Raw genomic sequence first — 24,344 nt, 5'->3', positions numbered from 1 at the left:
ATCACCATGGCCAAGAACAAGAACCGCAAGCAGGGCAGCCAGCAGCAGCGCGCTTCGCAGGCCGAGCAGGCCCAGGAGCACGCGCAGCGTTCGTCGGCGGAGGCGCACGACTCGCCTGTGTCGCACATCCAGGGCAGCCCCGCGGATGTTGCTCGTAAGCAGCAGAAGCGCTTCGGCCACAACTAAAGGGCAGTTGAAGCCCAGGCACACAGATGGGGCGCACCCGCTGCGGGTGCGCCCCATCTGACGTGGTCCCGGCTCAGCCCGCCAGGCAGGACGGGCCGAGCAGCACCTTCAGGTCGCCGAACAGGGCCGGGTCGGGCTTGACCCGGTGCCGGTCGAGGCGTAGCACGGTGGTCTTGCGCGGGCCCTGGAGCTTGATGCGGACCTCGCTGTCGCCCTTGTGGTGGCTGAGGATCTCGCCGAGGCGGCTGACCATCGGCGGGGTGACCTTGACGGCCGGGATGGTGAGGATCACCGGCGCGTTGGTGCCCGCGTTGGACAGGTCCGGGACCATCAGCTCCATGGCGACGAGCCGCGGCACGTCCTCGCGCTTGTCGAGGCGGCCCTTGACGAACACCACGGCGTCCTCGACCAGTTGGGTCGAGATCAGCTGGTAGGTCGCCGGGAAGAACATGCACTCGATGGAGCCCGCGAGGTCCTCCACGGTGGCGATCGCCCAGGCGTTGCCCTGCTTGGTCATCTTGCGCTGCAGGCCGGAGATGATGCCGCCGATGGTGACGACCGCGCCGTCCGCGTGCTCACCTCCGGTGAGCTGGGCGATGCCCGCGTCGGCCTTGTCGGACAGCACGTGCTCCAGACCGAAGAGCGGGTGGTCGGAGACGTACAGACCGAGCATCTCCCGCTCCTGGGCGAGCAGGTAGGTCTTGTCCCACTCGTCGTCGGTGAACTGCACGTCGAGTCCGAAGCCGGGCTCGCTGCTGGTCTCCTCGCCCATGCCGCCGAAGAGGTCGAACTGGCCCTCGGCCTCCTTGCGCTTGACCGCGACCACGTTGTCGATCATCGGCTCGTACTGCGCCATGAGCCCCTTGCGGGTGTGCCCCATGGTGTCGAAGGCACCGGCCTTGATCAGCGATTCCGTGGTGCGCTTGTTGCAGACCACCGCCTCGACCTTGTCGAGGTAGTCGGGGAAGGAGGCGTACTTCCCCTTGGCCTTGCGGCACTTGATGATCGACTCGACGACGTTGGTGCCGACGTTGCGGACGGCGGAGAGGCCGAAGAGGATCACGTCGTCGCCCTGGGCGGCGAAGTTCGCCTCGGACTCGTTGACGTTCGGCGGGAGCACCCTGATGCCCATGCGGCGGCACTCGTTGAGGTAGACCGCCGACTTGTCCTTGTCGTCCTTGACGGAGGTCAGCAGGGCGGCCATGTACTCGGCGGGGTGGTTCGCCTTGAGGTACGCGGTCCAGTACGACACCAGGCCGTACGCGGCCGAGTGGGCCTTGTTGAAGGCGTAGCCGGCGAAGGGGACCAGCACGTCCCACAGGGCCTGGATGGCCTCGTCGCTGTAGCCGTTCTTCTGGGCGCCGGCTTGGAAGATCGTGAAGTTCTTGGCCAGCTCGTCGGGCTTCTTCTTGCCCATCACGCGGCGGAGGATGTCGGCCTCGCCGAGCGAGTAGCCCGCGATGATCTGCGCGGCCTTCTGCACCTGCTCCTGGTAGACGATCAGGCCGTAGGTGACGTCCAGGACCTCCCTGAGGGGCTCCTCCAGCTCCTTGTGGATCGGCGTGATCTCCTGCTGCTTGTTCTTGCGCAGCGCGTAGTTCGTGTGGGAGTTCATGCCCATCGGGCCCGGGCGGTACAGGGCCGACACGGCGGAGATGTCTTCGAAGTTGTCCGGCTTCATCAGGCGCAGCAGCGAGCGCATGGGTCCGCCGTCGAACTGGAAGACGCCGAGGGTGTCGCCGCGCTGGAGCAGCTCGAAGGTCGTGGGGTCGTCGAGCGGGAGGCCCAGGAGGTCGATGTCGATCCCCTTGTTGGCCTTCACCATCTTGACGGCGTCGTCCATGATCGTGAGGTTGCGCAGGCCCAGGAAGTCCATCTTCAGCAGGCCGAGCGACTCACAGCTCGGGTAGTCCCACTGGGTGATGGTCACGCCGTCGGTGTGCCTGACCCACACGGGGACGTGCTCGGTGATGGTCTCGCTGGACATGATCACGCCGGCGGCGTGCACACCCATCTGCCGGACCAGGCCCTCCACACCGCGCGCGGTGTCGATGACCTTCTTCACGTCCGGCTCGTTCTCGTACATCCCGCGGACCTCGCCGGCCTCGCTGTAGCGCGGGTGCTGCGGGTCGGTGATGCCGGAGAGCGGGATGCCCTTGCCGAGGACGTCGGCGGGCATGGCCTTGGTGATGCGGTCGCCCATCGCGTACGGGTAGCCCAGCACGCGCGCGGAGTCCTTGATCGCGTTCTTGGCCTTGATGGTGCCGTAGGTGCCGATCATGGCGACCTTGTCGGCGCCGTACTTCTCCGTCACGTACCGGATCACCTCGACGCGCCGGCGCTCGTCGAAGTCGATGTCGACATCGGGCATCGAGATGCGCTCGGGGTTGAGGAACCGCTCGAAGATCAGGCCGTGCGGGATCGGGTCCAGGTCGGTGATGCCCATGGCGTAGGCGACGATCGAGCCGGCCGCGGAGCCTCGGCCGGGGCCGACCGCGATGCCGTTGTTCTTGGCCCACATGATGAAGTCGGCGACCACGAGGAAGTAGCCGGGGAAGCCCATCGAGATGATGACGTCCATCTCGTACTCGGCCTGCTTCTGGCGGTCCTCGGGGATGCCGCCGGGGAAGCGGCGCTCCATGCCGCGGCGGACCTCCTCCTTGAACCAGGTGACCTCTGTGTAGCCCTCGGGGATGTCGAACTTGGGCATGAGGTCGCGCTTCTCGAACATGCCGGTGGTGTCCACCATCTCGGCGACGAGGAGCGTGTTGGCGCAGCCCTCCTGCCAGGCGTCCGAGGAGTCGATGGCGTACATCTCGTCCGTGGACTTCAGGTAGTAGCCGGTGCCGTCGAACTTGAAGCGGTCCGGGTCGGAGAGGTTCTTGCCGGTCTGGATGCACAGCAGCGCGTCGTGGGCGCCCGCCTCGTGCGCGTACGTGTAGTGCGAGTCGTTGGTGACCAGCGGGGGGATGCCGAGCTTCTTGCCGATCTCCAGCAGGCCGTCACGGACCCGGCGCTCGATCTCGATGCCGTGGTCCATCAGCTCCAGGAAGTACCGGTCCTTGCCGAAGATGTCCTGGTAGTCGGCGGCGGCCTTCAGGGCCTCGTCGAAGTGGCCGAGGCGCAGCCGAGTCTGGACCTCGCCCGAGGGGCAGCCGGTGGAGGCGACGATCCCCTCGGACCACTGGGAGATCGTCTCCTTGTCCATCCGGGGCCACTTCTGCAGCCAGCCCTCGGCGTACGCGTCCGAGGAGAGCCGGAAGATGTTGTGCAGGCCGGTCTTGTTCACGGCCCACATCGTCTTGTGGGTGTAACCGCCGGAGCCGGAGACGTCGTCGCGCTTCTGGTGCGGCTGGCCCCACTGGATCTTGCGCTTGTTGCGCCGGGACTCGGGGGCGACATACGCCTCGATCCCGATGATCGGGGTGATTCCGGCCTTCTGCGCGGTGTGGAAGAAGTCGTACGCGCCATGGAGGTTGCCGTGGTCGGACATGGCGATGTGCGTCATGCCCATCTCATTGCAGGCGTTGAACATGTCCTTGAGCCGCGCGGCACCGTCCAGCAGCGAGTACTGGGTGTGAACGTGCAGGTGCGTGAACGGCGGCTTTGACACGGTATGGCCTCCACTGGAAACACTGGGCGACGGGCTGCGGACAGTTTGGGGGACAGCGTCGAAGTCTATGCCCCGGCACTGACACTCGCGGGGCACTCGCACGTACCTTCGTGCGTTGGAGACGGCAGAAACGCTGTCGTTCACGTCTTGCACCAGGAGGCACCCCGCGATGTCGGTATCCCAGCTCAGCGACGAGCAGCGCGGCAAGGAGATCCTCGCCGTCTTCGACACCGCCTTCGGCCGGCTCCTGGCCGCCGATCCGGCCGCGTTCCGCGTGAAGTTCCGGAAGATGGCGGCCTCGGCCTTCGCGTTCTACCGGGGCACGGCGAGCCTCTTCTACCACGACCTCGACGCCGAGAAGCGCGGTGGTCCCTTCCTGGACGACCGCACCTCGCGCGTGTGGATCCACGGCGACCTGCACGCGGAGAACTTCGGCACGTACATGGACTCCAACGGCCGCCTGGTCTTCAACGTCAACGACTTCGACGAGGCCTACATCGGCCCCTTCACCTGGGACGTCAAGCGGTTCTCGGCCTCCATCGCGCTCATCGGCTACGCGAAGGCGCTCAGCGACGAGCAGATCACCGAGCTGGTGACCGTCTACGCCGCGGCCTACCGCGAGCGCATCCACGCCCTGGCCACGGGCGCCAAGCGCGACGAGGTGCCGCCGTTCACCCTGGACACCGCCGAGGGGCCGCTGCTGGGCGCCCTGCGCGCCGCCCGTTCGCTGACCCGCTTCGAACTGCTCGACTCGATGACCGAGATCCGCGACTTCGAGCGCCGCTTCGCGCCGGACGGCGGCTCCATCGAGCTGGACGCGGCCACCCGGTACAAGGTCCTGGCCGCCTTCGACGGCTACCTGGAGACGCTGCCGGACTCCTCCCTGGCCCGCCCGGACTCCTACCGCGTGAAGGACGTCGTGGGCCGCCGGGGCATCGGCATCGGCTCGGCGGGCCTGCCGTCGTACAACATCCTCCTGGAGGGCCACAGCGACGCCCTGGAGAACGACGTCGTGATCTACATGAAGCAGGCCCAGACCCCGGCCGTCTCCCGGCACATCACGGACCCGGCGATCGCGGAGTACTTCCGGCACGAGGGCCACCGCACGGTGATCTCGCAGCGCGCCCTCCAGGCGCACGCCGACCCGTGGCTGGGCTGGACCGAGCTGGACGGCACCGGCCAGCTGGTCGCGGAGGTCTCGCCGTACGCCGTCGACCTGGACTGGGGCGACATCGACGACCCGGAGGAGATCGCGGCCGTCGTCGCCGACCTGGGCCGGGCCACCGCCACCATGCACGCGGCGGCGGACGACACCTCCGGCGAGTCGCTGGTGCCGTTCTCCACCGAGCGGGCCATCGACGCGGCGCTCGCGGCCGACGAGGAGGGCTTCGCGCCCCTCCTGGTGGACTTCGCGCACAGCTACGGCGCACGCGCGCGTGCCGACCACCAGATCTTCGTCGACCTGTTCCGCAACGGCCGGATCCCGGGGCTGTAGGCCCTTCCGGGGCCGTGGTCCCGCGGACTCACAGGCACTCTTTAAGGGTCCCTTACCTGCCTGCGTGACAGACTCTTGTCTCGCTATGGACATCTCCGGGACCCACCTCAGAGCCGTGCGCGCGGCGCTGTTCACGGCTTTCGTCGTGACACTCAGCACCGCGTCGCACGTGCTGCTGTCCCGGGCCCCGCTGCCGGCGGCGACGGTGGCCGCCGTCGCCGCCGGGGTGTTCGCCACGGCGTACGCGCTGGCGGGCCGCGAGCGCGGCTTCGGCCGGATCGCGGCCCTGCTGATCCCGCTGGAACTGGCCGCGGACACGGTGTTCACCACCGGCCAGCAGTCCTGTTACGGCCGCGCGGGCGGCCCCATAGCGGGCCCGCTGCACGCGTTCGGCCTCGACGTGCTGTGCGGCGGCGGCCCCGTGGGCAGCCCGCTGTACCAGGTGACCGGCGGCTCCGAGCGCGCGCAGGTGCTGCTGGCGCACGCGAGCCCGGCCGTCGCCTGGCTGCTGCTCGCGGCGCACATCGCCGTGGGGCTGGTGGCCGCCGCCTGGCTGCGCCGCGGCGAGCGGGCCGTGCTCCAGCTGCTCCGCGCGGTGGCCGCGACCACCTTCCGGCCGCTGCTGCTGGCCGTGGCCGCCGTCGCCGTACGGCTCTCTCCGGTCCTCCGGCTGCCGCGTCCGGCCCCCCGGCCGCCCGTCGCCCGCGACCGGCTCCTCGTGCACTCCCTGGGACGGCGTGGACCGCCGTGCTCGCCCGCCCTCGCTCTCGTCTGAGCGACGGCCGCTGAGCACGACCAGTCCCCCACACGTATCCCGCACGCGTATCCCGAGTACGACGTGTGCGCGTCCCACATGGAGATCACCCATATGAGCAAGCGGAACAGCCAGGCGGCGAAGACGGCGGCACGGGAGCGGCTGCGCGAGGAGCGCGAGCGGCAGGCAAGGCGCGACAAGGTGCGGCGCCAGGTCGTCGTGGCCGCCTCCGTCGTCGGCGTGCTGGCCGCGGCCGGCGGCGTCGGCTACGCGGTCGTCCAGGCCAACAAGCCCAGCTACTGGGCGGGCCTCAAGGACGCCAGGGTCGTCGCGCCCGCTCACACGACGGGCACCGACGGCACCACCGTCGTCCTCGGCAAGGACACCGCCAAGAAGACCCTGAAGGTCTACGAGGACCCGCGCTGCCCGGTCTGCGCCACGTTCGAGCAGACGGTCGGCTCGACGGTGAAGAAGGACCTGGACGACGGCAAGTTCAGGATCGAGTACATCGGCGGCACGTTCATCGACGACAAGGACAACGGCCAGGGCTCCAAGAACGCGATGAGCGCCATGGGCGCCGCGCTGAACGTGAGCCCGGAGGCGTTCCTGGAGTACAAGTCCGCGCTGTACTCCGCGAAGTGGCACCCCGTGGAGACGGACGACAAGTTCAAGAACGACGACTACCTCATCGAGGTCGCGGACACCGTCCCGGCACTGAAGAACAACACCGCATTCCAGAACGCCGTGAAGAAGGGCACCTACGACGCCTGGGCGATGGCCATGACGAAGACGTTCGACACCAACAAGGACAACGTCACGGCCACCCCGAGCTTCGTCATGGACGGCAAGCTGCTGACCACCGACAGCCAGGACCACCCGCCCCTGACGGTGGCCGACTTCGACCGTCTGGTGGACGCGGCGCTCAAGGGCTGACGCCCCGTCGGAAACCGATCGCGGGATGAAGAGCGGGCGAACTTTCGGAGTTCGCCCGCTCCTGTGTATACCAATCAGTAAAACTGCTCAGTAACCTGATCGGCCGTGACCAGTCGATACAGATCATTTTCGGCCTCCGAGGGCACCAAGTCCCTCTCTCCCCGCCGCCGTACGGTCGTCAAGGCCGCGGCGGCGACCGCTGTCCTGGCCGGCCCGCTCGCCGCCGCCTTCCCTGCGCGCGCCGCCACGGACGCCCCCGCCTTCCTGCACGGCGTCGCCTCCGGCGACCCGCTGCCCGACGGCATCCTGCTGTGGACCCGGGTGACCCCCGCCACCGAGGCGACACCCGGCTCCGGGCTCGGCCCGGACACCGAGGTGAGCTGGGTCGTCGCCAGGGACAAGGCGCTGACGAACATCGTCGCCAAGGGCTCCACCACCGCGACCGCCGCCTCCGACCACACCGTCAAGGCCGACATCCGCGGCCTGGAACCGGCCACCGACTACTGGTTCCGCTTCTCGGCCGGCGGCACCGACTCCCCGGTGGCGCGCACCCGCACCGCGCCGGCGGCGGACGCGGCCGTGTCCGGCCTGCGCTTCGGCGTGGTCTCCTGCGCCAACTGGGAGGCCGGCTACTTCTCCAGCTACCGCCACCTCGCGGCCCGGAGCGACCTGGACGCCTGGCTGCACCTCGGCGACTACATCTACGAGTACAAGTCCGGCGAGTACGCGGCCCGGGGCACGGTCGTCCGCCCGCACGAGCCCGCGCACGAGATCCTCACCCTCGCCGACTACCGCACCCGGCACGGGGAGTACAAGACCGACCCGGACCTCCAGGCCCTGCACCTGAAGGCGCCGGTCATCGCGATCTGGGACGACCACGAGTTCGCCGACAACGCCTGGTCCGGCGGCGCGGTCAACCACACCGAGGGCGCCGAGGGCACCTGGACGTCCCGTCAGGCCGCCGCCAAGCAGGCCTACTTCGAGTGGATGCCGGTCCGCCCCGCGATCACCGGCACCACCTACCGGCGGCTGCGCTTCGGCAAGCTCGCCGACCTGTCCCTGCTGGACCTGCGCTCCTTCCGCTCCCAGCAGGCCTCCACGGCCAGCGGCTCGGTGGACGACCCGAACCGTACGATCACCGGGCGCGCCCAGCTCGACTGGCTGAAGGCCGGGCTGAAGGCCTCCGACACCAAGTGGCGGCTGGTCGGCAACTCGGTGATGATCTCGCCGTTCTCCTTCGGGTCCCTCTCCGCCGACCTCTTCAAGCCGCTCGCCAAGCTGCTCGGGCTGCCGCAGGAGGGCATCGCCGCCAACACCGACCAGTGGGACGGCTACACCGACGACCGCCGCGAGCTGCTGGACCACCTGCACTCCAACGCCATCGGCAACACCGTCTTCCTGACCGGTGACATCCACATGGCGTGGGCCAACGACGTGCCGATGGACGCGGGCACGTACCCGCTGTCGGCCTCGGCCGCCACGGAGTTCGTGGTGACCTCGGTGACCTCGGACAACCTGGACGACATCGTGAAGGTCCCCGAGGGCACGGTCTCGGCGATCGCCTCGCCGGTCATCAAGGCCGCCAACTGGCACGTCCACTGGGTCGACACGGACCGGCACGGCTACGGCGTCCTGGACATCACCGCCGACCGCGCGCAGATGGACTACTACGTCCTGTCCGACCGCACGGACCCCCACGCGACGTCGTCCTGGGTCCGTTCGTACCGCACCCGCAGCGGCACGCAGAAGGTCGAGCGGACGTACGACCCCGTGTAACCCGTACGACCCCGCAGAGCCGGTCAGCCGAGGGTTTCGAGGAAGCCGAGCGCCACCCGCCAGGTGGCCTCGGCGGCCTCGGCGTCGTAGTCCGGCAGTTCGGGGTCGGTGTAGAGGTGGCCTGCCCCGGCGTACCGGAACACCTCCACGTCCGCGCCCGCCCTGCCCATCTGCAGGTACCAGGCGTTCAGCCAGTCGTCCGTCTCGAACGGGTCCGGCTCGGCCACGTGCAGCTGCACCGGCAGCTCGTCCACGTGCACGCCCGGCGCGAGGTCCGACGTGCCGTGCAGGAGCAGCAGCCCGCGCGCCTTCTCGTCGCCGAGGGCCAGGGTCTGCGCGATGGACGCACCGAGCGAGAAGCCGGCGTACACGAGCCCGCGCTCCGAGTAGGGCGCGGCGGCCAGCACGGCCCGCTTCAGCAGCTCTTCCTTGCCGACCCGCTCCTTGAACTCCATGCCCTTCTCAACGGTGTCGAACGTGTGTCCGTCGAAGAGGTCGGGCGTCCACACCTCGTGGCCCGCCGCGCGCAGCCGGTCCGCTGCCTCGCGCACCGCCGGCCGGAGCCCGTAGGTGGAGTGAAAGAGCATGATGTTCATGAGGCCATGGTGCCAGCTACCTTCTCAGGCATGGAGACCGTACTCCGTCCCGTGATCGTGGTCGGCGGGGCCGTCGTCCTGACCGTGCTCATCGGCTGGGCCACGGACCTGCTGCTGCGCAAGGCCGACGCACGCCACAGCGAGACGCCCCTGTGGGGCCTGCTGCGCCGTACCCGCGTCCCCTACCAACTGGTGCTCTGCGCGGCCCTGCTCAGAGGCTCCTACGACCAGGCGAAGCTGCTCCAGGAGCACCGCGTGGGCGTCGGCCGGACGCTCACCCTGGTGCTGATCGGGGCGGCGGCCTGGCTGGTGATCCGGATCGCCGCGGCGATCGTCGAGACCTCGTACAGCCGTTACGCCCGCGCCCACCGCGATCCGGCCCGCGTGCGCCGGGTGCGCACCCAGGTGTCGCTGATCATGCGCGTGGTGTCGGCGGTCGTGGGCGTGGTGGCGGTGGCCGCGATGCTGCTGACGTTCCCGGCGATGCGCGCGGCCGGTGCCTCGCTGCTGGCCTCGGCCGGCATCCTCGGCATCGTCGCCGGTGTCGCTGCCCAGTCGACCCTCGCCAACCTGTTCGCGGGGCTCCAGATCGCCTTCGGCGACATGGTGCGGCTCGGCGACACGGTCGTGGTGGACGGCGAATGGGGCACGGTCGAGGAGATCACGCTGACCTTTCTGACGGTGCGGACCTGGGACGAGCGCCGGATCACCATGCCGGTGTCGTACTTCACCTCGAAGCCCTTCGAGAACTGGTCACGGGGTACCCCGCAGATGACCGGCATCGTCTACTGGCACCTCGACCACACGGCACCGGTCGAGGCGATGCGCGAGCGGCTGCGGGACATCCTGCGCGAGTGCTCCGCCTGGGACGGCCGCGACTACGGCCTCGCCGTGACCGACTCCACGCCCAACACCATCCAGATACGGGCCCTGGTCACCGCCAAGGACTCGGACGACCTCTGGAAGGTCCGCGTCGCGGTCCGCGAACAGATGATCACCTGGCTCTGCGCGGAACACCCGTACGCCCTGCCCAAGGTCATCACGGGCGAGGCGATACCGCCACCGCGCCACGCATGAGATCCAGACGACCGCGCGGGTGGGAGAACACCCTTCAACGCAGGCTGCGCACGTCCAGATGCCGGAGCACCCGGTCCACGATCTCCGGGTCGGCCCCCGGTTCGCTCCGCGCCGCCAGCACCTCGTGCCGCGCCGCGCTCATCATCTCCCCCTCGATACGCCGGATCCGCTTCAGCCGCCGCGCCCGCTGCCGATGGGCCTCCCGCCGCTCCTCCTCCCCCAGGTCCGGGCTGATCCGGATCCCGATGTCGAAGGCCCGCCGCAGCATCTGCTCGGACAGCTCCTCCGGCAACTCCTCGACCTGCTCGATCTCCCGCAGCCTGTGCTTCGCGGCCGTCGCCGCCCGCACCGCCAGCTCCTTCTCGAACTCCTTCTCCCGCTCCGTGTCGGCCCGCACCCCGAGCCACTTCACCAGCCACGGCAGTGTGAGCCCCTGGAGCACCAGCGTCGCGGTGATCACCGCGAAGGCGATGAAGACGAGGACGTCCCGCTGCGGAAACGGGGACCCGTTGTCGGTCCTGAACGGGATCGCGAGGGCCAGCGCCACGGACGCCACCCCGCGCATCCCGGACCACCACATCACGACGGTCTCCCGGAGGCTCATCGGGATGTCCTCGTCGTAGTCCCGCAGGGCGTGCAGCCGCTTGGTCAGCCAGGACGCCGGCAGCAGCCACAGCAGCCGTACGACGACCACCACGCCCACGACCGCAGCCGACCAGCCCAGCAGCTCGCCCCACCGCCCGCCGGCCGTGCGGATGGCGTGGTGCAGCTCCAGGCCGATCAGCCCGAAGGCGACCCCGGTGACGAGGGTGTCGACGATGTCCCAGAAGGTGTGCCCGGCCAGCCGGGTCATGACGTCGTCGGCGTCGGTGGCGTACTCCGCGAGGAAGAGGGCCGTGGTGAGCACGGCGAGCACCCCGGAGCCGTGCAGGTCCTCCGCGAGCACGTAGGAGGCGTAGGGCACGAGCAGGGTCAGGCCGATCTGCAGGGTCGCGTCGCCGAGCAGGTCCATCAGCCGGTTCGCGCCCCAGCCCAGCACCAGCCCCACGACGACCGCGACCACGGCCGACAGCACGAGGTCGGTCCCGGCCCGCCAGGCCGAGAACGTGCCGCTGAGGGTGGCGGCGATCGCCACGTGGTAGAGCACGATGGCCGTGACGTCGTTGAAGAGGCCCTCGCCCTCCAGGATCGACACGAGCCGGCGCGGCAGCCCGAGCTGACCGGCGACCGCCGTCGCGGCGACCGGGTCCGGCGGCGCGATCAGCGCGCCCAGCACCACGGCGGCGGCGATCGGCAGCCCCGGCACGATCGTGTGGGCGACGAACGCCACGCACACCGTCGTCACGAAGACCAGGGCGACGGCCAGCAGGAAGATCGGGCGTTTGTTCGCCGTGAACTGCCGCCAGGAGGTGCGCCGTACGGCCGCGTAGAGCAGGGGCGGCAGCAGTGCGGGCAGGATCAGCTCGGGCGGGAAGCGCACGTTCGGCACGAAGTCGGCCACCGCGAGCAGCCCGCCGAACAGGGTCATCAGCACCGGCGCCGGAAGCCCGAGCCATTCCCCCACCGGAACGCTCACCAGGGCCCCGAGCAGCAGGACGAACAGCAGGGCCGGCTGGTCCACGGTGAACGCTCCGGGAGGTCGACGATCACATGGCAGACCTCAAGACTGCTACAGAGCGCGCCGCATCGCCCGGTGCGGGATGCCGGCGTCCGGGAACTCCGGGCCGTACGCCTCGTAGCCGAGGCGCTCGTAGAAGCCCATGGCGTGCGTCTGCGCGTGCAGGTCCACCGCCGTGAGGCCACGCGCGCGTGCCGCCTCCTCGATGGCCCGCACCAGGGCCACGCCGACCCCGAGCCCGCGCGCCGCGCGGGTGACGGCGAGCCGCCCCAGGGAGCCCACCGACGCGTCCCCGCCGGTCTTGCCGGCCGCCGCCTCCCCGTACAGCAGGCGCCCGGCGCCGAGCGGCACGCCGTCCTCACGGACGGCCACGACATGCACGGCGACGGCGTCGTACGCGTCGTACTCGAGGTCCTCCGGGACACCCTGCTCCACGACGAAGACGTCCTTGCGGACCCCGAAGCAGGCCTCGCGGTCGGCGGGGTCCTCGGCGACCCGGACGGTGTAGGGCGCGCTCACGCCCACGTCTCCTCGCGGACCTGGTCGAGGGCGTGCTGCAGGTCCTCCGGGTAGTCGCACTCGAACTCCACCCAGCGCCCGTCCCCGGGGTGCTCGAAGCCGAGGCGTACGGCGTGCAGCCACTGGCGGGTCAGGCGCAGCCGCTTGGCGAGGGTCGGGTCGGCGCCGTAGGTCAGGTCGCCGACGCAGGGGTGGCGGTGGGCGGCCATGTGGACGCGGATCTGGTGGGTGCGGCCGGTCTCCAGCTTCACGTCGAGCAGGGAGGCGGCACGGAAGGCCTCGATGAGGTCGTAGTGGGTCACGGAGGCCTTGCCGTCGGCCGTGACCGCCCACTTGTAGTCGTGGTTCGGGTGGCGGCCGATGGGCGCGTCGATGGTGCCGCTCGTCGGGTCCGGGTGGCCCTGGACCAGCGTGTGGTAGCGCTTGTCGACCGTGCGCTCCTTGAACTGGCGCTTGAGCGACGTGTACGCGTACTCGGACTTGGCGACGACCATCAGGCCGGACGTACCGACGTCCAGGCGGTGCACGATGCCCTGGCGCTCGGCGGCGCCGGAGGTGGAGATCCGGTAGCCGGCCGCGGCGAGACCGCCGATCACGGTCGGGCCGGTCCAGCCGGGGCTCGGGTGGGCGGCCACGCCGACCGGCTTGACGATCACGACCACGTCATCGTCGTCGTGCACGATCTCCATGCCCTCGACGGGCTCGGCGACGACCTGCACCGGGGCGGGCGCCTGCGGCATCTCGACCTCGAGCCAGGCGCCGCCGCGCACCCGCTCGGACTTGCCGACCACGGCGCCGTCGACCTGGACCTTGCCCGCGGCGGCCAGCTCCGCCGCCTTCGTCCGGGAGAAGCCGAACATGCGGGAGATGGCGGCGTCCACACGCTCGCCCTCCAGGCCGTCGGGCACGGGCAGGGTTCGGATCTCGGGAATCGTGCTCACCCGTCGAGTATGCCGGACGGGTGAGTGGGCTCCGACCGAGCCTGTGGAAAACCCCGCGGGGCCTCGGTCCTCGTGGACCGTGTTTCAGTCCTTGTGGACGGTGCCGTCCGGGTCCAGGCCCCGGAAGGACAGCAGCACGATCAGGATGCCGCCGCAGACGATCGCCGAGTCGGCCAGGTTGAAGACGGCGAACCCCTTCGGCGCGATGAAATCCACGACCTCGCCCTCGAAGACGCCGGGAGCCCGGAAGATCCGGTCGGTGAGGTTGCCGAGCGCGCCGCCGAGCAGCAGGCCCAGCGCGATCGCCCAGGGGAAGCTGTAGAGCTTGCGGGCCAGGCGGATGATCACCACGATCACGGCCGCCGCGATCAGGGTGAAGATGATCGTGAAGGCCGCGCCGAAGCCGAAAGCGGCACCCGGGTTGCGGATGGCATGCAGTTCCAGCCAGTCCCCGAGCACCTTGATGGGCGCGTGCCGCTCCAGTTTCGCGACCACGAGCATCTTGCTGACCAGGTCGAGGACGTACGCGAACGCGGCCACGGCGAACAGCACGGCGATCCGGCGGCCCCGCCCGGCCCGCTGCCCTTCCAGGGTCCGCTCGCCGGCCGCCGCCGTCGGTTCGTCGCTGCCGTCCGGGGTGTCCGGCGTACCGATGATGCGCTCCGCCTCTGCCACGTGAGTCCCTCAACCTAGGTGCCTGACTGTGGACGAGACTACGGCACGCCCCGGCAGCCCCCCACGCTCAGGAGCGGCGTTCCTGCTTCTGCTTGCACTCCACGCACAGCGTGGCCCGCGGGAAGGCCTGCATGCGTGCCTTGCCGATGGGGTTGCCGCAGTTCTCGCACAGGCCGTAGGTACCGGCGTCCAACCGCTCCAGGGCGCGCTCGGTCTGCGTCAGCATCTCGCGCGCGTTGGCAGCCAGTGCCAGCTCGTGCTCGCGCGTGATGTTCTTGGCGCCGGTGTCGGCCTGGTCGTCGCCGGCGCCGTCGCCGGACTCCCGCATCAGGCCGACGAGGGACTGCTCGGAGGAACTGATCTCGTTCCGCAGCCGCTCCTCCTCGGAGAGCAGCCCGGCACGGGCCTCCTCGACCTCTTCCGGGGTCCAGGGGTCCTCGCCCGGGCGCACCGCCAGCTCGCCGGGCTCCACGGCGCCGACCCGTGCCTTGGGGACGCCGCTCTGCGCTGCCGTGGCCGTGCCAGGAGTCTTCTTCGCAACCACTGTCGTGGCTCCCGTCTGCTTCGCGGCCCGCGCCGCGCCCGCTTTCTTGGCCGTGCTGTGCTCAGCCGCCCCCGTGGAGACGCCCTTCTTGGAGGCAGTCCTTTCGGCGGCCGTCTTCTCGGCGGCCGGCTTCTTCGCAGCCGCCTTCTTGGCGGCGGTTCCCTTCTCGGCTTCCTTCTCCGTGGTCGCCTTCTCCCTGGTCGCCTTCTTCGGGGCAGCCTCCTTCAGGGCCGCCTTCACGGCAGCCTTCTCGGCAGCCGTGGCCTTGGCGGCGGCCTTCTTCGGAGCCGCCTTCGTCCTGCCGGCCGCCCTCTCAGGGGCCTTCGCCCCAGCAGCCTCCTCCTTGGCGACCGCGCTCTTGGCGGCGGCCTTCTTCGGGGCCGGCTTCTTCGCCGGAGGCTTGGCGGCGGTCTCCTTGGCCGCCGGCTTAGCCGACTTCGCGGCCTTCACCGTCTTCACAGGCTTGGCCGGGGCCGCCGCCGACGCCGCGTGCGTGCTCTTCTTCCCCCCTGCTCTCTCCGCCGTCCCCTTGGCCCCGCCACCGGCCGCAGCGGTACCTCCGGAGGCCGCCGCGCCCCTGGTCCGGCCGGTCGCCGAGTGCTGTTCGGCGGACTTCTTCGCCACCATGGCCGCGGCCCCTTCACATATTGTGATCTCGCTCGCGAATCGTGCTGGGACGATAAATCGACTTGAGTCCCGCGGCAACGGGGCACACCGCCCGATTCGCCCGCCCGCACCCCCCGCGCGGACGGCCTGCAACGGTTGTGCCCAGCTCCCCGGCGGGTAATCCGCCGCCCCCGCCCTCCCCGGACACGCACGCCGACACGCCTCGCCATCCGGGTCATGCCGCCCCTTCTGCGACGGTCCGCCCCCGCCCACCGAAAAGCGGTCGGCTGCTGTCCGCGCGGCGCCGTACACTGGGCGCAGCGAAAAGCATGGATGGGGACGAGTAGCGGCGTACGCAGCCGAGAGCGACCCGGGGACGGTGTGAGCCCGGGGGTGAGCGCGACGTGAAGATCACCCCGGAGCCGCCGGAAGAAAGCCGCAGCCGCGAGGCCAGGGCGAGTAGAACCGGTTTCGCGACCCCAATGAGGGGGCTCTGCGGCGCGTACGGCGCGACGGGGAGCCAAGGAGGGTGGTACCGCGGGAGCGCGCCGCACACGGCGTGAGCAGGATTGCAGACTCTCGTCCCTCCGACGGAAGGCAGCAAGTCCGTTGGAGGATGCTCGCAGATGACAGCGCCGACGTACCGCCAGGTGCCCGCCCAGGTCGACCTGCCCGCTCTTGAGCACGCCGTGCTCGACTTCTGGCGGGACCAGAAGATCTTCAGCAAGAGCCTGGAGCAGTCCGAGGGCCGCCCCGAGTGGGTGTTCTACGAGGGCCCGCCCACCGCCAACGGCATGCCCGGCGCCCACCACATCGAGGCCCGCGTCTTCAAGGACGTCTTCCCCCGCTTCCGCACCATGCGCGGCTACCACGTGGCCCGCAAGGCCGGCTGGGACTGCCACGGCCTGCCGGTCGAGCTGGCCGTCGAGAAGGAGCTGGGCTTCTCCGGCAAGCAGGACATCGAGGCGTACGGCATCGCCGAGTTCAACGCCAAGTGCCGTGAGTCCGTGACCCGGCACACCGACGCCTTCACCGCGCTGACGACCCGCATGGGCTACTGGGTCGACCTGGACGATGCCTACCGGACCATGGACCCCGAGTACGTGGAGTCGGTCTGGTGGTCGCTGAAGGAGATCTTCAACAAGGGCCTGCTGGTCCAGGACCACCGCGTCGCCCCCTGGTGCCCGCGCTGCGGCACCGGCCTGTCCGACCACGAGCTGGCCCAGGGCTACGAGACGGTCGTCGACCCGTCCGTGTACGTCCGCTTCCCGCTCACCTCCGGTCCGCTCGCCGGCCAGGCCTCGCTCCTGGTGTGGACGACGACCCCCTGGACCCTGGTGTCCAACACGGCGGTCGCCGCGCACCCGGAGGTCACCTACGTCGTCGCGACCAACGGCGAGGAGAAGCTCGTCGTCGCCGAGCCGCTCGTCGCCAAGGCGCTCGGCGAGGGCTGGGAGACCACCGGCCAGACCTTCACCGGCGCCGAGATGGAGCGCTGGAACTACCAGCGTCCCTTCGAGCTCGTGGAGTTCGCCGAGCCGGCCCACTACGTGGTGAACGCCGAGTACGTCACCACCGAGGACGGTACGGGTCTGGTCCACCAGTCCCCCGCCTTCGGTGAGGACGACCTCAAGGTCTGCCGCGCCTACGGCCTGCCCGTGGTCAATCCGGTCCGCCCGGACGGCACCTTCGAGGAGGACGTGCAGCTTGTCGGCGGCGTCTTCTTCAAGAAGGCCGACGAAAAGCTCACCGAGGACCTCAAGGACCGCGGTCTGCTCTTCAAGCACCTGCCGTACGAGCACAGCTACCCGCACTGCTGGCGCTGCCACACCGCGCTGCTCTACTACGCGCAGCCCTCCTGGTACATCCGCACCACGGCGATCAAGGACCGCCTGATCCAGGAGAACGAGCAGACCAACTGGTTCCCGGAGACGGTCAAGCACGGCCGGTTCGGCGACTGGCTGAACAACAACATCGACTGGGCGCTGTCCCGCAACCGCTACTGGGGCACCCCGCTGCCGATCTGGCGCTGTGAGGACGGCCATCTCACCTGCGTCGGCTCCCGCGCGGAGCTGACCGAGCTGACCGGCACCGACCAGGCCGGCCTGGACCCGCACCGCCCGTACATCGACGACGTCACCTTCGCCTGCCGTCACGACGGCTGCGGCAAGACCGCCACGCGCGTGCCCGAGGTGATCGACGCCTGGTACGACTCGGGTTCGATGCCCTTCGCGCAGTGGGGCTACCCGCACAAGAACAAGGAGCTGTTCGAGAGCCGCTACCCGGCGCAGTTCATCTCCGAGGCGATCGACCAGACGCGCGGGTGGTTCTACACCCTCATGGCCGTCGGCACCCTCGTCTTCGACAAGTCGTCGTACGAGAACGTCGTGTGCCTCGGCCACATCCTCGCCGAGGACGGCCGCAAGATGTCCAAGCACCTGGGCAACACCCTGGACCCGATCCCGCTCATGGACCGGCACGGCGCGGACGCGGTGCGCTGGTTCATGGCGGCCGGCGGTTCCCCGTGGGCGGCCCGCCGGGTCGGCCACGGCACCATCCAGGAGGTCGTCCGCAAGACCCTGCTGACGTACTGGAACACGGTCGCCTTCCAGGCGCTGTACGCCCGTACGTCGAACTGGGCGCCGTCGGCGGCGGACCCGGCCCCGGCCGAGCGCCCGGTGCTGGACCGCTGGCTGCTGTCCGAACTCCACGCGCTCACCGACCAGGTGACGCAGGCGCTGGAGGCTTACGACACCCAGCGGGCCGGCAAGGTGCTGTCCGCGTTCGTGGACGACCTGTCGAACTGGTACGTCCGTCGCTCGCGCCGCCGCTTCTGGCAGGGCGACAAGGCCGCGCTGCGCACCCTGCACGAGGTCGTCGAGACGGTCACCAAGCTGATGGCCCCGCTGACCCCGTTCATCACCGAGCGGGTCTGGCAGGACCTGGTCGTGCCGGTGACCCCGGGCGCCCCGGAGTCGGTGCACCTGGCCCCCTGGCCGGAGGCGGACCTGTCCGCGATCGACCCGGAGCTGTCGAACGAGATGGTCCTGGTCCGCCGGCTGGTGGAGCTCGGCCGTGCCACGCGCGCGGAGTCGGGCGTCAAGACGCGTCAGCCGCTCGCCCGCGCACTGATCGCGGCGACCGGTTTCGACTCCCTCGACACCGAGCTGCACGCCCAGATCACCGAGGAGTTGAACGTCAGCGCCCTGGCGTCGCTCTCCGAGGTCGGCGGCTCCCTGGTGGACACCACCGCCAAGGCCAACTTCCGCGCCCTGGGCAAGCGGTTCGGCAAGCGGGTGCAGGAGGTGGCGAAGGCCATCGCGAACGCGGACGCGGCGGCGCTGTCCCTGGCCCTGCGCGAGGGCACGGCCTCCGTGGAGGTCGACGGTGAGACGGTCGCCCTCGCCCCCGACGAGGTGATCATCACCGAGACCCCGCGCGAGGGCTGGTCGGTGGCCTCCGACTCCGGTGCCACGGTCGCCCTGGACCTGGAGATCACGGAGGAGCTGCGGCAGGCGGGCCTGGCCCGTGACGCGATCCGGCTGATCCAGGAGGCCCGCAAGAACAGCGGCCTGGACGTCGCCGACCGGATCGCCCTGCGCTGGACCTCCACGGACACCGCGGTCATCGCCGCGCTGACCGAGCACAGCGAGCTGATCGCCGAGGAGGTCCTGTCGACCGACTTCAGCCAGGGCGAGGCGGACGACAGCTACGGCGATGCCTTCACCGACGAAGGTCTGTCGCTGACGTTCCGGCTGCGCAAGGCGTAAGCGCCGGCGGTCTGAGAAGGGCCCGGTCTCCCCTCGCGGAGGCCGGGCCCCTTTCATGAGTGCGGGTACGTTCCCGCGGCACGCATCCACGCGTTCCCGCAACGCGCGTAAAAAGGGCGGGACCCCGGACCGAAGTCCGGGGTCCCGCCCTGAACGCTGCCGACGCCGTTGTCGTACTAGTGTCCGTGGCCCGTCAGTTGTCGTCCTCGTCGATCAGGAACCCGCGCATCGGCGAGGGTGCCTGACCCATCGGGCCGGGGCCCTGCGGACGGACCGGGGCCATCGGCTGGGTCATGGCCGGGGTCATCTGCTGCTGGCCACCGTAGGACGGAGCGGACGGAGCCGGGGCGCCGCCCATCGTCTGGTTGCCGCCGTAGGACGGGGCGCTCGCGCCGGCCGGGGCCATGGAGGGCGCCGGGGACGGCGGGAGGGAAGCCGCCGCCGGGGTGCGCGGCGGGGCCAGGGAGTCGTCGGCCTGCGTCTCCAGCTGGCGCAGCTGGGACTCCAGGTACGACTTCAGGCGCGTGCGGTACTCGCGCTCGAAGCCGCGCAGGTCCTCGACCTTGCGCTCCAGCGTGGCGCGGGCGGACTCCAGGGAGCCCATCGCGACGCGGTGCTTCTCCTGCGCGTCCCGCTCCAGCGCGTCGGCCTTGGCGCGGGCGTCACGCTCCAGACCCTCGGCGCGGCTGCGGGCCTCGCCGACGATCTTGTTGGCCTCGGAGCGGGCCTCGGCGATCGCCTGGTCGGCGGTCTGCTGGGCCAGCGAGAGGACACGGGCGGCGCTGTCGCCACCGGGGCCCTGACCGGGGCCGCCCATCGGACCGCCCATGGGGCCGCCCATCGGACCGCCCATCTGCTGCGGCATGGGCGGCTGACCGCCCATGGGGCCCTGGCCCATCGGACCCTGACCCATCGGGCCCTGCCCCATCGGGCCGGGACCCTGACCCATCGGGCCGGGGCCCTGAGGGCCGCCCTGACCGCCGGGGCCGGCGGGCAGCTGCGGGGCACCGCTGGGCAGCTGGGGCGGGCCACCCATGGGGCCACCCATCTGCTGCTGCGGCGGGCCCGATATGCCGGCGGGCACCGGAGCGCCGGGTCCTCGCATCCCCTGCTGAGGCATGCCCTGCTGCTGATCCTGCGGCTCGGGGCCCTTGCGCATGTTCTGCTGGTTCTGGGCAGCAGCGCGCGTGGCCGCGGCCAGCTTGGCGCGCAGGTCCTCGTTCTCGCGGAGCAGACGGGTCAGTTCGGCTTCGACCTCGTCGAGGAAGGCATCGACCTCGTCCTCGTCATAGCCTTCTCGGAGGCGGACGGTCGTGAACTGCTTGTTCCGCACGTCCTCGGGGGTCAACGGCATCTCTTCACCTCAACGTAGTCATCGGCAGTCGGCAAGACCGGATCGTCCATACTCAACTCATCTCACCGCGAAGGCATGTGCGATGGTGCTGAGAATCCAGACGATGATCATCAGTACGAAGAAGGACAGGTCGAGCGCCACGCCCCCGAGACGCAGCGGCGGGATGAACCGCCGCAGAAGCTTCAGCGGTGGATCGGTGACAGTGTAGGTGGCCTCCAGTACGACCACCATCGCCTTGCCGGGTTGCCACGAGCGGGCGAACTGGAAGACGTAGTCCATGACGAGCCGAAAAATCAGCACGACAAGGAACACCATCAGCGCGATGTAGATCACCTGCGCGAACACGCTCATGGCCTGGACTTCCCTCTCCCCGTTTCGTGCTGTTTCCGTACTTCGGTCAGGTCGTGCGTCTCAGCTCTGGTTGAAGAACCCGCCCTCTGCGATGCGGGCCTTGTCCTCCGCCGTGACATCGACGTTAGCAGGAGACAACAGGAACACCTTCTGCGTCACCCGCTCGATGCTGCCGTGAAGACCAAACACCAAACCAGCCGCAAAGTCGACAAGTCGCTTCGCATCTGTGTCGTCCATCTCAGTCAGATTCATGATCACCGGGGTGCCCTCACGGAAGTGTTCCCCGATGGTACGGGCCTCGTTGTAGGTCCGCGGGTGAAGCGTGGTGATCCGGTAAGGCTCTCGTTCCGACACGACCTTGGGCATGATCACCGGTGCGTTCTTCTCCAGGGACTGACGTTCTTGTGTGATGGACGCCACGGGTGCGATTCGCGCCGGACGCCCGGATTCCGCGGCGAGCGAAGTCGAACGGGCCACCGGCTCGCGCTGCGCGGGGGGTTGCACGATACGCACCTCTTCGTCCCTTTGGGACTGATGTGCGCTGTGCGACTGGTGTGACGGTTCGTGCCGTCGGTGGTCCCGCTCGGGCTCCGGGTCCAGCTCGGGCTCGAAGTCGTCGTCAGGGTCGAATCCGCGGCCGTCGTACCCATCGTCCTCCACGAGGCCGAGGTAGACCGCCATCTTGCGCATCGCGCCGGCCATGCTCTGAGTCCTCCGCTCTGTGGTGGATCGACTGACGACTGCCAAGTGCCCGCGATCCACGCGGTCGTTGTGCCCGCCTTCGGCGGCATTGACCATATTTTCTGCTGTGGTCCGACTTCCTGGCGACGTTACCCGAGCCTGGGGCGGACTCCGAGTACCGCGGTACCGACGCGCACATGTGTCGCCCCGGCGGCCACGGCCTGTTCGAGGTCCGCACTCATCCCTGCCGACACCATGGTTGCAGCCGGATGGGCTCGGCGCAGGTCAGTCGACAAATCCATGAGCCGCTCGAACGCCGCCTGTTCGCGTCCCGCGTACTCCCCGGTGAGCGGAGCGACGGTCATCAGTCCGTCGAGCCGCAGCCCCGGAGATCGGGCGACGAGGTCGGCCAACTCTTCGATTCCACGGGGCGCGACGCCTCCGCGCTCCCCGCGCCCGCTCGCGCCCGCGTCCAGCGCGACCTGGACGAGACAGCCCACCTCGCGCTCCGCGCGCACCGCTTCCTTCGACAGAGCGGTGACAAGCCGGGCACGGTCGACAGACTGCACAAAATTCGCGTAACCGACCACGGATCGCACCTTGTTGGTCTGCAACTGACCGACAAAATGCCAATTAAGGGGCAGATCCGCGCAGTCGGCGGCCTTGGGAGCAGCGTCCTGGTCGCGGTTCTCGGCGACATGACGCACACCGAGCTCCGACAGAATCCGCACATCGCTCGCCGGGTAGGTCTTGGTGACCACGATCAGGGTCACCTCCTCCCGCTTGCGCCCCGCCGCGACGCACGCGGCGGTGATGCGCTCCTCCACCTTCGCCAGATTTGCGGCGAGTTCGGTCTTACGGTCCGTCATGTCCCATCAGTCCAGCCAGACATAGCCCGCGAGGCGCCCGGTGGCGCGGTCGCGGCGGTAAGAGAAGTGGTCGCCCGACTCCAGCGTGCACACCGGCGACTGCGCCAGGTCGCACACCCCGAGCCGGTCGAGCTGCGCGTGCACTCCGGCGCTCACGTCGACCGCCGGGGTGCCCCAGCTGGTGGCGGAGTGCGCCGCCGGTTCCACGGCGGCCACCTCGGCGCGCATCGCCTCCGGCACCTCGTAGCACCGGCCGCACACGGCCGGTCCGGTGCGGGCGACGATCCGCTCGGGCCGGGCGCCGAGTTCGGCCATGGCCCGTACGGCGGCGGGGACGACGCCCTTGACCATGCCGGGCCGGCCCGCGTGGGCCGCGGCGACGACCCCGGCTACGGGGTCGGCCAGCAGGACCGGCACGCAGTCGGCGGTCAGGACGGCGAGGGCGAGCCCGCGGCGGGCGGTGACGATCGCGTCGACCTCCGCCACCGGCCGGTCTCCCCACGGCTCCTCGACCACGGCCGCGTCGGCGCCGTGCACCTGGTTCATCCAGACGACCCGGCCGGCGTCCAGCCCGAGGGACTTCGCCGCCAGCTCACGGTTCGCGCGTACGGCCTCGGGGGCGTCGCCGACGGCTCCGCCGAGGTTCAGCTCCTCATACGGAGCGGCGCTCACCCCGCCCCACCGGTCGGTGAAGGCGAAGTGCGCGCCGCTCACGCTCTCGCGCTGTCCTATCACTTGAGGAAGTCCGGCACGTCCAGCTCCTCGGCGGAGCTGTCCGAGTAGGTCCGCGACGGCGGGACCGGCGGGGCGACCGGGATGTCGGCCACCGGCTCGGGCGCGGGCTCCGGCTCCTCCTTGGGGGTCACGCTGCCGAGCGAGCCGAAGGTCGGGCGGCTGGGCTCCGACTGCCGCACCGGGGCGGGCTCCTCGCGGCGGGAGGAGGCCAGCGAAGAAGAAGACGACGTCGAGCCGAGGACGTTGTCCCGGCGGGCCGGCGGCTGACCGCCGTCGAAGCCGGCCGCGATCACGGTGACCCGGACCTCGTCGCCGAGGGCGTCGTCGATGACCGCACCGAAGATGATGTTGGCCTCGGGGTGGGCGGCCTCGCTGACCAGCTGGGCGGCCTCGTTGATCTCGAACAGGCCGAGGTCGGAGCCACCGGAGATGGAGAGCAGCACGCCCCGGGCGCCGTCGATGGACGCCTCCAGCAGCGGCGAGGAGATCGCCATCTCGGCGGCGGCCACCGCGCGGTCGTCGCCGCGGGCCGAGCCGATGCCCATGAGGGCCGAACCCGCCTCGGACATGACCGACTTCACGTCGGCGAAGTCGAGGTTGATCAGACCGGGGGTGGTGATGAGGTCGGTGATGCCCTGGACGCCGGAGAGCAGCACCTGGTCGGCGGACTTGAACGCGTCGAGCACGCTGACCTGGCGGTCCGAGATGGACAGCAGCCGGTCGTTGGGGATGACGATGAGGGTGTCGACCTCTTCGCGCAGCTCGGCGATGCCGTCCTCGGCCTGGTTCGCGCGGCGCCGTCCCTCGAAGGTGAACGGGCGCGTGACCACGCCGATGGTGAGGGCGCCCAGCGAGCGCGCGATGTTGGCCACGACGGGGGCGCCGCCGGTGCCGGTGCCGCCGCCTTCGCCGGCCGTCACGAAGACCATGTCGGCCCCCTTGAGGACCTCCTCGATCTCCTCGCGGTGGTCCTCGGCGGCCTTGCGGCCGACGGCCGGGTTGGCTCCGGCGCCGAGTCCGCGGGTGAGTTCGCGGCCGACGTCGAGCTTCACGTCGGCGTCGCTCATCAACAGCGCCTGCGCGTCGGTGTTGATGGCGATGAACTCGACGCCCTTGAGACCGACCTCGATCATCCGGTTGATGGCATTGACACCACCGCCGCCGACACCGATGACCTTGATGACTGCGAGGTAGTTCTGCGGTGCTGCCACGTCGAAGGCCTCTCGCCTCGAATTACGTTGTCGCCGCCGG

Annotated in this window: 20 protein-coding genes; 7 read left to right on the top strand and 13 right to left on the bottom strand. The window is 70.0% G+C overall.

Annotation, left to right across the window (positions count from 1 at the left end):
• The first annotated feature begins 6 nt into the window (after nt 1-6).
• Nucleotides 7-186, top strand: a complete 180-nt coding sequence (locus tag ACWD3E_RS05615; protein ID WP_451386226.1) for a hypothetical protein — start codon at nt 7-9, stop codon at nt 184-186.
• A 73-nt stretch (nt 187-259) separates the two neighbouring features.
• On the opposite strand, the gene dnaE is transcribed toward ACWD3E_RS05615, so the two are convergent.
• Nucleotides 260-3,799 (bottom strand): DNA polymerase III subunit alpha, encoded by a 3,540-nt coding sequence (gene dnaE, locus ACWD3E_RS05610; RefSeq protein ID WP_451386225.1) that lies wholly within the window; start codon nt 3,797-3,799, stop codon nt 260-262.
• Between the two features lie 169 nt (nt 3,800-3,968).
• On the opposite strand from dnaE, the gene ACWD3E_RS05605 reads away from it, so the two are divergent.
• From ACWD3E_RS05605 to ACWD3E_RS05590, 4 genes are all read left to right on the top strand, one after another.
• A complete protein-coding gene (locus tag ACWD3E_RS05605) occupies nt 3,969-5,294 on the top strand; it encodes a DUF2252 domain-containing protein (protein ID WP_451386224.1) in 1,326 nt (441 codons plus the stop codon).
• Between the two features lie 85 nt (nt 5,295-5,379).
• Nucleotides 5,380-6,069, top strand: coding sequence for a hypothetical protein (locus ACWD3E_RS05600; RefSeq protein WP_451386223.1), 690 nt, complete (start codon nt 5,380-5,382; stop codon nt 6,067-6,069).
• Nucleotides 6,070-6,162: 93 nt separating this feature from the next.
• A complete protein-coding gene (locus ACWD3E_RS05595; RefSeq protein ID WP_451386222.1) occupies nt 6,163-6,981 on the top strand; it encodes a thioredoxin domain-containing protein in 819 nt (272 codons plus the stop codon).
• 105 nt (nt 6,982-7,086) lie between these two features.
• Entirely contained in the window at nt 7,087-8,757 is a 1,671-nt protein-coding gene (locus ACWD3E_RS05590; RefSeq protein ID WP_451386221.1) for an alkaline phosphatase D family protein, read from the top strand.
• Between the two features lie 23 nt (nt 8,758-8,780).
• On the opposite strand, the gene ACWD3E_RS05585 is transcribed toward ACWD3E_RS05590, so the two are convergent.
• Nucleotides 8,781-9,353 carry a dienelactone hydrolase family protein gene (locus ACWD3E_RS05585; RefSeq protein ID WP_451386220.1) on the bottom strand — a complete coding sequence of 191 codons (573 nt, stop codon included), beginning with the start codon at nt 9,351-9,353 and terminating at the stop codon, nt 8,781-8,783.
• Between the two features lie 30 nt (nt 9,354-9,383).
• On the opposite strand from ACWD3E_RS05585, the gene ACWD3E_RS05580 reads away from it, so the two are divergent.
• A complete protein-coding gene (locus ACWD3E_RS05580; protein WP_451386219.1) occupies nt 9,384-10,430 on the top strand; it encodes a mechanosensitive ion channel family protein in 1,047 nt (348 codons plus the stop codon).
• 34 nt (nt 10,431-10,464) lie between these two features.
• Here ACWD3E_RS05580 and ACWD3E_RS05575 read toward each other — a convergent pair whose 3' ends face one another.
• The 5 genes from ACWD3E_RS05575 to ACWD3E_RS05555 all read right to left on the bottom strand — a co-directional run bounded on the left by ACWD3E_RS05575 (nt 10,465) and on the right by ACWD3E_RS05555 (nt 15,354).
• On the bottom strand, nt 10,465-12,051 hold the full coding sequence (locus tag ACWD3E_RS05575; protein ID WP_451386218.1) for a Na+/H+ antiporter: 1,587 nt from the start codon (nt 12,049-12,051) through the stop codon (nt 10,465-10,467).
• Nucleotides 12,052-12,099: 48 nt separating this feature from the next.
• The gene (locus tag ACWD3E_RS05570) at nt 12,100-12,567 is read right to left on the bottom strand and encodes a GNAT family N-acetyltransferase (protein WP_451386217.1); all 468 of its coding nucleotides are present in this window, start codon (nt 12,565-12,567) and stop codon (nt 12,100-12,102) included.
• Nucleotides 12,564-13,508 (bottom strand): RluA family pseudouridine synthase, encoded by a 945-nt coding sequence (locus ACWD3E_RS05565; protein ID WP_451386216.1) that lies wholly within the window; start codon nt 13,506-13,508, stop codon nt 12,564-12,566. The genes ACWD3E_RS05570 and ACWD3E_RS05565 overlap by 4 nt, the downstream gene beginning before the upstream one ends.
• Before the next feature lie 84 nt (nt 13,509-13,592).
• Entirely contained in the window at nt 13,593-14,183 is a 591-nt protein-coding gene (lspA, locus tag ACWD3E_RS05560; RefSeq protein WP_451386215.1) for a signal peptidase II, read from the bottom strand.
• A 67-nt stretch (nt 14,184-14,250) separates the two neighbouring features.
• Nucleotides 14,251-15,354, bottom strand: coding sequence for a TraR/DksA family transcriptional regulator (locus ACWD3E_RS05555; protein WP_451386214.1), 1,104 nt, complete (start codon nt 15,352-15,354; stop codon nt 14,251-14,253).
• Between the two features lie 605 nt (nt 15,355-15,959).
• On the opposite strand from ACWD3E_RS05555, the gene ileS reads away from it, so the two are divergent.
• Nucleotides 15,960-19,103, top strand: coding sequence for an isoleucine--tRNA ligase (gene ileS, locus ACWD3E_RS05550; RefSeq protein WP_451386213.1), 3,144 nt, complete (start codon nt 15,960-15,962; stop codon nt 19,101-19,103).
• 193 nt (nt 19,104-19,296) lie between these two features.
• Here the strand turns inward: ileS and ACWD3E_RS05545 are convergent, their stop codons facing one another.
• From ACWD3E_RS05545 to ftsZ, 6 genes are all read right to left on the bottom strand, one after another.
• Nucleotides 19,297-20,457 (bottom strand): DivIVA domain-containing protein, encoded by a 1,161-nt coding sequence (locus tag ACWD3E_RS05545; protein WP_451386212.1) that lies wholly within the window; start codon nt 20,455-20,457, stop codon nt 19,297-19,299.
• 57 nt (nt 20,458-20,514) lie between these two features.
• Complete coding sequence (locus ACWD3E_RS05540; RefSeq protein ID WP_451351601.1) at nt 20,515-20,808, bottom strand: YggT family protein; 294 nt, start codon at nt 20,806-20,808, stop codon at nt 20,515-20,517.
• A 60-nt stretch (nt 20,809-20,868) separates the two neighbouring features.
• Complete coding sequence (locus ACWD3E_RS05535) at nt 20,869-21,510, bottom strand: cell division protein SepF (protein WP_451351602.1); 642 nt, start codon at nt 21,508-21,510, stop codon at nt 20,869-20,871.
• Nucleotides 21,511-21,638: 128 nt separating this feature from the next.
• Nucleotides 21,639-22,358, bottom strand: coding sequence for a YggS family pyridoxal phosphate-dependent enzyme (locus ACWD3E_RS05530; protein ID WP_451386211.1), 720 nt, complete (start codon nt 22,356-22,358; stop codon nt 21,639-21,641).
• Nucleotides 22,359-22,364: 6 nt separating this feature from the next.
• Nucleotides 22,365-23,093, bottom strand: coding sequence for a peptidoglycan editing factor PgeF (gene pgeF / locus ACWD3E_RS05525; RefSeq protein WP_451386210.1), 729 nt, complete (start codon nt 23,091-23,093; stop codon nt 22,365-22,367).
• A complete protein-coding gene (gene ftsZ / locus ACWD3E_RS05520; protein ID WP_451386209.1) occupies nt 23,090-24,304 on the bottom strand; it encodes a cell division protein FtsZ in 1,215 nt (404 codons plus the stop codon). The genes pgeF and ftsZ overlap by 4 nt, the downstream gene beginning before the upstream one ends.
• Between the last annotated feature and the right edge of the window lie 40 nt (nt 24,305-24,344).

The organism is Streptomyces sp. NPDC002676, assembly GCF_053592455.1.
This window is presented reverse-complemented; position numbering and strand designations above follow the sequence as displayed.